Genomic DNA, 10,001 nt, shown 5'->3' with positions numbered 1-10,001 from the left:
GCACCCGCCCGCTTGAACGCGTTGCCCGTCACCGCCAGCGAACCCAGCGACATCCCGTGGAAGGCGTTGGTGAACGAGACGACCGACTCACGGCCCTTCACCTTCCGCGCCAGCTTCAGCGCCGACTCGACCGCGTTCGTACCCGTCGGACCCGGGAACATCACCTTGTACGGCAGGTCACGCGGCCGCAGGATCACGTTCTCGAACGTCTCCAGGAACGCCCGCTTCGCCGTCGTGGCCATGTCCAGACCATGGGTGATCCCGTCACGCTCGATGTAGTCGATCAGAGCCCGTTTCAGCACCGGGTTGTTGTGGCCGTAGTTCAGCGAACCCGCACCGGCGAAGAAGTCGAGGTACGAGTGGCCGCCCTCGTCCGTCAGCCGGGCACCCTGAGCCCGGTCGAACACGGCCGGCCAGCCACGGCAGTAGCTCCGCACCTCCGATTCCAGGCTCTCGAAGACACTCAGGGCGGGCGAGGTGTTCGGCTTCATGACGCGCTCCTAGTGCATCGGGTTTCCGGGTGCTGAGCTACGGACGACGGGCCGGGCGGTCGGGCGAACGGCCCTATGCGGTACAGGTGCTCGGGCTCGTGCGCGTCCGGGAAGAGGTGCGCGGGGAAGAGCAGCTCCCGTTCCAGCGCCGCTCCGTGCCGGTCGGCGAACGAGGTGAAGAGCCGGTGGGACGCCTTGTTTCCCGAGCTGATCGTCGTCTCCAGGTGCCGGAGGACCCCTCGGGAGACAAGGCGGGCCGCGAGGTGGTCCAGCATGGACGCGGCCAGGCCACGTCCCCGCCGGTTCGCGTCCACGGCGATCTGCCAGATGACGAGCGTGCCCGGCAGTTCGGGACGCATGTACCCGGTCGCGAAGGCGACGACGTCGCCCCTCTCGTCACGGGCCACCACGGAGGTCGCGGCGAAGTCACGGCACCACAGGACGTAGCTGTAGGAGGAGTTGACGTCGAGGACGCGGGAATCGCGTGCGATACGCCACGCCGCAGCGCCGTCCTCCACGGTGGGCTGCTCCATGCGCTCCGCTTGCCTCGCCATTCTTTTCTCACCTCCGTCTCACCACACGTGCACAAGGCGGGAGTCGATTCGGCAGGGGATGGGCGAAGCCCTCGCGGGAGGAATGCGAACCGGCGCATTCCCAGCATGGACGGTAACCGTGAAAGGAAAGCGTAGCGGCCGGAAATCGAATTCAGGATAGCAGCCCGCCGACCTCTCGCCACCGTCGTTCATTCGGACGCCTTTTGTACACCAGGCTCCGCGCCGAATCATGATAGGCCGACGGTGCCCGCCGGACCACAGGAGACCTGTCAGCGGGAATGACGGCGCGCGGCTTTCCGGGAACGCCGCAACCCGTCCGGCCCGGCTTCCGGGCATACGGTGGTTCCCATCGTCCGAGCCGTCCCACCGGATGACGGCCCTGCCGCCGATCGGATGACGATCGGGTGAATCCCCACCGGGGGCCGCAGCGGCCGGTGGCACGGTTGAGAGCCTCCGCCGACCCTCCGCCTCCTTCCGAGGCCCGCCGGCAGATCCTCCGGCATGCGTGTTCCCGCGTACGCGTTTTGGCGCGAGTGTTCCGGCATAAGTGTTCCGGGAGGCACTCGCCCCGGTTGCCCGCATTCGCGCCGTAGTGACGCCCGCACATCACAGCCGGTCGACGTGTTCGCCCCCTCATCCGCTCGCGGAAGGACTCACGGCTCGCGGAAACCGTGGCGCGCCCCTCCCCTTCGCGGGACTCCCCCTGCGGGCCTTAGGCGCCTGCTACGGCTTGACCGGCTTTTCACCTTCACCTCCAGGCCTATTCCCGGCGAACGGGGTACGGGTCGAACCGTTTACCGATTACACGTAGGCCGGCACGTCTCTTCCTCATGCACCCCGCCCCCCTCTTGCCTCCGGTCCGGAAGGCACGCAAATGCAGGAAGTCGGCCCGCCGCCGACCGGGCATTACATGAACAGTGCGGGAACACGAGAAGACGGCAGCGTCGACAGCGGATCCTCGCGGCTGCGTCGGGAAAGGGGGCCGGGGACCGGCCGTCATGCGCCACTCCCCGGACGCGAGGACCGGGGCACCCGGGGTCTCCGGGGCGGACGGGCACGGGAAGAGGCAGGGGCGGACCGGCCGACGGCCACGGGACAGGTTACGGACACGCGGGGTCCCCGCCGTGCCCGAGCCGCCGCCCCGCGCGGGTGCGGTCGTGGTCGAAAGGCGTGACTTCCGCACCGGGTGGCATCCGGGGCCGGTGAGCGGCCGGCGCGTCCGGGCCCGCCGTGACGGCGGGCGATCGGCCAAGCCTCCTGGCCGCGCCGACGAGTGCGTCCGTCGACCGCGCCGACGTCCGTCCCGTACCGGTCGTCCACCCGCCTCCCACGCACGCACCGTCCGCAGGACTCCCCCGACCGCACACCATGTCCACCACTCCCCGGGCTCGACGGGCGGCCGCCGTCACCAGCGGTCCGGCCGTCGATCGCCCGGCCCACGGACCCACGACGGGCAACCCGGCCCCACGGAGTGCAGCGGCCCGGGAACCGGGGGGATGCGGTTCCCGGGCCGTACGGCCCCTCAGCCGGCGAGGAGCGGGCCGGAGCCGATCGAGGCGCGCGTCGAGGCCCCGCTGCCCGGCCCCCGCGCGTTGTGCGGTACACGGTTCGGGCTCCGAGGCCTCGCGGCCGCCCGCCCCTGCCACCGGGCCGGGCGCCTGACGCGGCCTGACCGACCCGGAGCGACGGCGGCGGTTCCGGCCCGTAGCGGCGAGGCTCGGCACCGACGCCCGCGCGGATCCCGGCGCCCTTCCGGGTGCCGTGCCCGTGCCCACCACGGCGTCACGGCATCGCCGGACGCGTCCGTCCCGGTTGCCGGCGGGACCCGGCGCAGGTGGGGCCGCCACGGACGGTGCGCGGGTCACCGTCCGCGAGGGCGTCCGTGATCGCCCTTACCAGCCAGGCGTTGAGGGACAGCCACTCTCGGTCGGCCGCCTCCTCCGCACGGCGCTTCAGGGGAGCAGGCAGCCGCAGGTTGATGCGGGCGACCGCTCCTTGGCCCTCGGGCAGGGGCGGGAGGAGCGCGGGCGAGGCGGGCGGGGTGGGTTCCGGTGAGCCCGGCCCCCCGGCGTACCGGCCGGACGGAGTCGTCGAATCGGGCGGCAGATCGCACACGAACTCCGGCCGCCTGTTCCTCAGCCGCATGCTCACCGACCCGGGAGCCAGCTCCGCGCTGATCTCGGCGGCGGCGTCGGACAACGCTGTCAGGAGCATCAGACGCGTCGCCGCGTCCAGCGAGAGGGTCAGCCTGTCCGCTGCCGCGCGGGCCTCCTCCCCCTCGGCATCGACCGCGACGGCGAACTCTCGCCGAATATCGGCGACGTACGGGCTCAGGTTCATGCGCTCAGGATGGCACAGTTATGACGCCATTTCGAGCCTTCATGGCGCCAAAGGCTGTCAGCCATGGTCAGAGGCCCGCAGAGCGTGCTCATCGCGTGGAGCCAAGAGCTCGCGGGGCGTTCGAGGGCGCCTACTGCTCCGTGTACCCCCGCGACGGCAAGGTGTGCCCCCACGGGCACCAGCCCCTCCGCAGGTGCCCGCACGAGGCCCGGTCCGGCGGGCCGGCACGGCGGCCGAGCCCGGCCCAGCCGGGGGACGGACGGCCCGGAACCGCCCGCGGGAGGCCGCCGAAGGCCGGACGGTGACGTCCACGTGGGAGGAAGGCGCTGTCACGATCGCGTCCGTGGCCTGCCGGCGCCCCGGGCGGCGGCCCTCCGTGCGGGGCCGGGGCCGCACCGGTGCCGCCGCGGGTTCGCCCGGCGGCCGGGGCGGTGCGGATCGTCCCCGCCGGGACGGCCGGTGTCCGTCCCTCATTTTCGGGGCCGGCGTGTGCGCATTCCGGCACCGGGAGCGTCCCGCTTTCCATGGACACCGTTTTTCGCGCGCCTGCCGGACAGCATCCGTTCATTGCACTCGCGATACCCCCCGCGCCAAAATAGGGAGGGCGACGGAATTCACCGCGTCCGGACCGTGGTTCGGGCGGGCTATGTCCCGTCAGCGGGACATCGAGGTCCGTATCCGGGTCGTCGTCCAGTCATCGATGTGCCGAGGGCCGAAGAACTCCATTGATTCGGCATAAACGTCCGCACAGATCACCGAGGAGCGCCGTATGTTCGTCCCCCGCCCGTATCGCGAGCCGGACACCGCATGGATGGCAGATCTGATACGCAGGAATCCTCTGGCTCTCATGGTGAGCAACGGCAGCCCCGAGGCCGGCCCGTTCGCCACGCACCTGCCGGTCATCGCCGACCCCGGAGCGGCCCCCGGACCGGCGGAGGACCTCACGGGCGCGACGCTGCTGGCGCACATGAACCGCGCGAATCCGCACTGGTCCGCTGTCGGGACGGGCAGCACGGTCGTGCTCGCCTTCACCGGCCCGCACGCCTACGTGTCACCGACGGTCTACGAGGTGACTCCCGCCGCTCCGACATGGGACTTCACCTCGGTGCACGTCCACGGGACGGTGGAGAAGATCGAGTCGATCGAGGAGACCCTCGAGGTGGTGCAGGCCACCGTGCGCGCCTACGAGACCGACTTCGGCCATGGCTGGGACATGACCGAGTCGATCGGCTACTTCCGTAAGATCGTTCCCGCGGTGGGCGCGTTCCGCGTGCGGGTCTCCGCGGCGGAGGGCATGTTCAAGCTGAGTCAGGAGCAGGAGAGCCAGGTGCGGGACCGCGTCCACAAGTCGTTCGCGTCCAGCGCGTGCACGCGGCACCGGGAGGCGGCCGATCTCATGAGCCGGCTGCCCTGAGCGGTCGGTCCGCGGACCACTCACGGCGGAGGCGGCCCCGCTCGTCCGCCTCCGTCACGGCCGGTCCGGGAGCGCGGCCTGCTCGGCGGCCCCCTTCAGGACGTGCTCGGCCGCCTCGTCCAGAGTCGACAGCACCCACTGGTCCAGGTCGCTGCCGAGCTGCGCCGCGGCCTTGTGCCACCACTGCAGACGGCTGTCGGGCACCGCCAGGCGACGCGTCGCGTCGCTTCCCTCCTCCTCGCGCCGCGACTCGCCGTCACGCTCGACGCGGATGGCCCCGCGCAACTGCTTGGTGGTCCACTTCGTCCGCTCCGCCCGGTCGAGCCAGAGCTCCTGCTCCTCGACGGGCATGGACGCCAGTTCGGCGTGGTGCTGGAAACTCAGAGCCGTGCGACGACGGTGGAACTCGAAACGGCGTGACACCCAGGCGTAGTTGCGCAGGGTCTGGTACTGCAGCCCGGCGGCGCGGATCCCCCGCTGGTACCGGTCCACGTAGTGGTCCTTGCCGTACACCAGCCAGTCCCCGAGCCACCAGGACGAGGAGTTGAGGATTCCGGAGAGCTGACGACCGGCGCGTTCCCAGTCCTCGAAGGTGAGGCCCGCCGGTATCTGGAGCCCGACCTGTGTCGTGAGGACCTGGTCGCGGTGCACCTCGTGACTGCCGGCTCTTCGCTGCCGCAGTCCTGCTTCAGAGACCCTGCCGAACAGAACGGCCTTCTGGCCTTCGAGCTCTTCGGTCCGGTTGTTCATCACACCTCCATAAAACGCGCCCACAAGCAGGGGGATGCGGCTGTCATGTCGGCCGTCACTGAACCATTCATCCGAAACTCTCCAGATGTACGCCATTGATCGCCCTTGCCGCTCGGCCGGGCATTCCGGTAACCAGAAATCACCGAACCGCGCCCGTCTTGACGCGGCTCCGGCGCGGCCATTGCGTCGGGCACTTCGAGTAGAACCCCGACCCTGTGACGGGTTCAAGGATCTTGGCGTCACCGGACACTACTTTGCAGAGTTCGAACAATCTGCCGACCCCGTGAGCACCGCAGGTTTGGCGCAAAACCAGCCTCCGCGCGAAAGCGTGCGAAGTCCTACAGCGGGGCCAATCGAACTTTCCGACCAGGTGCGGTGCGAGCACGCCACCCTCCTCGGCGACGGAACAGCCCTCATGGCAGGGGGTGCCGGCACTCCCGCGCGGGGCGTCACCGCAGCCCGAAGCGGGGTGCGGCGCACGCGGAACCGCCCGTTCGGCTTGTCCAAACACGCGAGCCGCGCATGCGCCACCGCAGGCACCACATTCAGTCACACGGGCAACACGGTGGCGCCACAGGTACGGCGAGCCTAGACTCGGCGGGCGAGACGCTCAGTAACCTCGGGGGAGTTATTGCGCCATGACGATGTCCCGTACACGCCGCTCCTCGGACGCAACGCTCGGCGAGTCGGCCGAGGACTTCGAGTCCTCCCTCGCCTGTTTCACCGATGCTGTCTTCGGCAGCCTGAGACGGGCCGACCAACGAAGATGGGCGCACGCCTACGTGCAGGCACTGCTCACCACGCCGGGCAAGAAGTCCATCCGCCGCCTCGCCCAGACCGTCTCCACCTCCACCACCGCGGTCCAGTCGCTCCGGCAACTGGTCAGCGTCAGCCCCTGGGACTGGGACGAGGTGCTCAGCGCGCTCACGCACTGGGCCGAGCAGTACCGCCCCGACCCCGTCTGCGCCATAGGCCGGGCCATCCTCCCGAAACGCGGTGAGAGCTCCGTCGGCGTGCACAAGTACTTCGACCTGCCTTCGGGCCGCACCCTCAAGGGGCAGCTCGGACTCGGGGCGTTCATGTCCTTCGGTCCGGCACAGGTGCCCGTGGGCTGGCGGTTACACCTGCCGGCGCCCTGGACCGAGAACGAACGGCTCCGGCGCCGCGCCCGCATACCGGACACCATGCCGTACCGCCCCATGTGGGCCCAAGCACTCCAGCTGGTCGACGCTTTGGGCGCCCGCCCGGCGGGCATGTCCGCCACGGTGGTGGCCGACATGAGCAACGATCCGGACGTCGCCCTGTTCGCCCACGGACTCGGCCGCCGGGGGCGGGAGTTCGTGATGACCGTGCCGCCCAACCTGACCGTCCTGCCGGTCGGCGAGTCCGAACCGAGCACCGCCGCCCGGCTGCTGGCGAGGGCCGGCACCGCGCTGAGCACTCCCGAGCCGGTCGTCGTCACCGGGCCCGACGGGAATCGGCGCCACACCCGGATGCACGCCGGGCTCGTCCATCTCCCCTGGACGCAGCGGGGGCCGATCGGCCCCCCGCACCGGCTCTTCGCCGAGGTCCTGCCGGACTCCCGTCCGGGCCACCTGTGGGTCACGAGCCTCGCCCACCAGCAACTCGACAGCGTCGCGTCGCTCGCGTCCCTGGCATCGAGCACGGCGTCCTCGGTCGAGGGCATGGAACGCGACTTCGGGCTGCTCGACTTCGAAGGCCGTTCGCTCCCCGGCTGGTACCACCACATGGTCCTCGTCTCGGCGGCGTACGCCTACGAGTGTCTCGCCCGCCACCGCCCGGCCAGGGGCCACCAGCAGGGCTCCGAGCGAGCCTCCGTGACGCAGGAGCGGAAACAGGAGGGCAGCCGCGCCTGAGGCACCGGCGGGTGCCGGGCCCGCCGTGCCGCCCGACGGGGCCGCCCCCGCGACGGCGGACGGCCCCGGGCCGGGACTCAGCGCGAGATCACGCTCTCGCGCTTTCCGCGCTGGCGCGGCGGGACGCCGCCGGACTTCGCGTCGGGGAGCTTGGCCCCCTCGACGTCCATGTCGGGGAGCAGCCGGTCGAGCCACCTCGGCAGCCACCACGCCCGGTCGCCCAGCAGGGCGAAGAGCGCGGGAACGATGGCCATGCGGACCACGAAGGCGTCGAAGACGACGGCGAGGGCGAGGGCCAGACCCACCATCTTCACGAAGTCGTTGTCCTCCATCACGAATCCGGAGAAAACGCTGGTCATGATCAGCGCCGCGGCGGCGACGACCCGGCCGCCGTGCCGGAATCCGGTGACGACCGCCTCGTGCGTCGACTCGCCGTGCACGTAGGCCTCGCGCATCCGGGTCACGAGGAAGACCTCGTAGTCCATGGCGAGCCCGAAGACGACACCGATCATGAAGATCGGCATGGTGCTCATGATGGGCCCGGGCTGGTCGACCCCGAGGACGTCGGCGAACCATCCCCACTGGAAGACGGCGACGATCACGCCGAGGGCGGCGGACACCGAGAGCAGGAATCCGAGCGCGGCCTTGAGCGGCACCAGTACCGACCGGAAGACCAGCATCAGGAGGAGGAAGGCCAGTCCGACGACGAGCCCGAGGTAGGGAAGCAGGGCGTCGTCGAGGGTCTTGGAGAAGTCGATGAACAGGGCGGTCTGACCGGTCAGCAGTACCTCGGCGCCGGCCTGGTCGCCCCCCAGGTCCTGGCGGACGGACCTGACGAGTTCCTCGGTCCGGTCGTCGGAGGGACCGGTCTCGGGCACGACGGTGATGATCGCGGTGTCGCCGGCCTCGTTGAGGAGTGCGGGGCTCACGGCGGCGACGCCGGGCCGCCCGGCGAGTTCCTCGCCCAGCTCGGCGGCGACACCCTTGGCGCCTTCGGCCTCGATGGTGACCATGAGGGGCCCGTTGAACCCGTCACCGAAGGATTCCGACAGCAGGTCGTAGGCCTTGCGCTGGGTGGTGTCGGGGGCCATGGTCCCCTCACCCGGCAGGCCGAGCTGCAGTTGGGTGGCGGGAACGGCCACGGCGCCGAGGCCCAGCACGCCCAGGAGCAGCACGGCGGCGGGACGGCGAAGGACCAGGCCGGCCCAGCGGGCCCCCATGTTGGGCTTCTGGCGGGCGGCGCGCTTCTCCGCCTTGCGGCGCTGGCGCGCCGAGAGCGCCTTGCCCTTGTACTTCTTGCGGTCCCTGCGGCGCAGCACACGCACCGGAGCGAAGGCGAGCAGTCCGGGCACGAGCGTGACGGCGACCAGGACGGCCACGGCGACGGTGCCGGCCGCGGCCAGCCCCATCTTGGTCAGCATCGGGACGTTGACGACGGCCAGTCCGGCGAGCGCGACGATGACCGTGAGGCCGGCGAAGACCACTGCCGAGCCCGCGGTGCCGACGGCGTGGCCCGCGGCGTCCTGTCGCTCGCGCCCCTCGGCCATCTCGGCCCGGTAGCGGGAGACGATGAAGAGGGCGTAGTCGATGCCGACCGCGAGGCCGATCATGAGAGCCAGGGTCGTCGTCGTGGACGAGAGTCCCAGGGTGCTGCCGAGAGCGCCGATGGCGGAGACGCCGACCCCGACGCCGACGATCGCGGTCAGCAGCGGCATGCCCGCGGCGACCAGCGAACCGAAGGTGATGAGCAGGATGACGGCGGAGACGCCGAAGCCGACCATCTCGGCCGTCCCGTTCAGGGCCTGCTCCACCGGTACCGCGTCTCCGCCGATCTCGACCGTGAGACCGTCCGTGCGCGCCGTGTCGGCGGCCTCCATCAGCGCGTCGTGGGCCTTGTCCGTCAGCTCCGTCGCGACGGCGTCGTAGGTGACGGTCGCGTAAGCGGTGGTGCCGTCCTTGCTGACCGCCTGAGCGGTGAACGGGTCGGCCACGTCGGCCACCTGCGGGGCGGCGGCCAGGTCGGCGACGAGTGCGCCGACCTTCGCCTTGGGGCCGGGGTCGGAGATCTTCGCGCCTTCGGGCGCCCGCAGGACGACGCGGGCCTTGGCGCCGTCGGCACTGGCCGCCGGGAACTTCTCCTCGAGAAGGTCGAAGGCCTTCTGCGACTCGGTCCCCGGCATGGAGAAGGTGTCGGCCGGTGGCGGTGGTGCGGACGCCGCGGCGAAGGCGGCGCCGCCGAGGACGAACAGCCATACGAGGACGGTGAGGCCCCGGTGCCGGAACGCGAGCCGGCCGAGCTTGCTGAGGAAGATGGCCATGCTGAAGGACTCCTGGTGTCTGGGATGCCGGAAGCGGCGCACGGGTGCTCCGTCCGTCGTGGAGCGGCGGCGGATCAGCGGGGCGTGCGTGCCGATCGGTCGTCAGGTTCGGGGTCGGCCGGGCGGTGGGCGGGTAGCCGGGCCGGATGCGGCCGCCAGGTGACCGGTGGCGGATCGCGTCGCGCCCGCCGGCCCGGTGCCGGTGGATCGTCCCGCTCGTCGCGTTCGGCCGGGCCGCGGGTGCGGGTGGCGGGCCA

7 protein-coding genes are annotated in these 10,001 nt (G+C 71.1%); 2 read left to right on the top strand and 5 right to left on the bottom strand.

Annotation, left to right across the window (positions count from 1 at the left end):
- The 3 genes from ABZ371_RS23080 to ABZ371_RS23070 form a co-directional block, all read right to left on the bottom strand.
- On the bottom strand, nucleotides 1–491 hold a 491-nt coding region (locus ABZ371_RS23080; RefSeq protein WP_358682786.1), incomplete at its 3' end, for an aminotransferase class III-fold pyridoxal phosphate-dependent enzyme.
- A complete protein-coding gene (ectA, locus tag ABZ371_RS23075; protein ID WP_358682784.1) occupies nucleotides 488–1,045 on the bottom strand; it encodes a diaminobutyrate acetyltransferase in 558 nt (185 codons plus the stop codon). The genes ABZ371_RS23080 and ectA, both read right to left, overlap by 4 nt.
- A 1,782-nt stretch (nucleotides 1,046–2,827) precedes the next feature.
- Nucleotides 2,828–3,385, bottom strand: coding sequence for a hypothetical protein (locus tag ABZ371_RS23070; RefSeq protein WP_358682782.1), 558 nt, complete (start codon nucleotides 3,383–3,385; stop codon nucleotides 2,828–2,830).
- 769 nt (nucleotides 3,386–4,154) lie between these two features.
- Between ABZ371_RS23070 and ABZ371_RS23065 the strand changes: the two genes are divergently transcribed.
- Nucleotides 4,155–4,799: an FMN-binding negative transcriptional regulator gene (locus tag ABZ371_RS23065; RefSeq protein WP_358682780.1), complete on the top strand. Its 645-nt coding sequence runs from the start codon at nucleotides 4,155–4,157 to the stop codon at nucleotides 4,797–4,799.
- Nucleotides 4,800–4,853: 54 nt separating this feature from the next.
- Here ABZ371_RS23065 and ABZ371_RS23060 read toward each other — a convergent pair whose 3' ends face one another.
- A complete protein-coding gene (locus ABZ371_RS23060; protein ID WP_358682778.1) occupies nucleotides 4,854–5,549 on the bottom strand; it encodes an LmbU family transcriptional regulator in 696 nt (231 codons plus the stop codon).
- A 638-nt stretch (nucleotides 5,550–6,187) separates the two neighbouring features.
- Between ABZ371_RS23060 and ABZ371_RS23055 the strand changes: the two genes are divergently transcribed.
- Nucleotides 6,188–7,426 carry a transposase gene (locus ABZ371_RS23055; RefSeq protein ID WP_358682776.1) on the top strand — a complete coding sequence of 413 codons (1,239 nt, stop codon included), beginning with the start codon at nucleotides 6,188–6,190 and terminating at the stop codon, nucleotides 7,424–7,426.
- Nucleotides 7,427–7,503: 77 nt separating this feature from the next.
- Here ABZ371_RS23055 and ABZ371_RS23050 read toward each other — a convergent pair whose 3' ends face one another.
- Complete coding sequence (locus tag ABZ371_RS23050; RefSeq protein WP_358682774.1) at nucleotides 7,504–9,744, bottom strand: MMPL family transporter; 2,241 nt, start codon at nucleotides 9,742–9,744, stop codon at nucleotides 7,504–7,506.
- Nucleotides 9,745–10,001: the final 257 nt, after the last annotated feature.

The organism is Streptomyces sp. NPDC005899 (assembly GCF_040629645.1).
Lineage (GTDB): Bacteria > Actinomycetota > Actinomycetes > Streptomycetales > Streptomycetaceae > Streptomyces.
The sequence above is the reverse complement of the archived record's forward strand: the minus strand, read 5'-3'. Positions and strand labels throughout refer to the sequence as shown.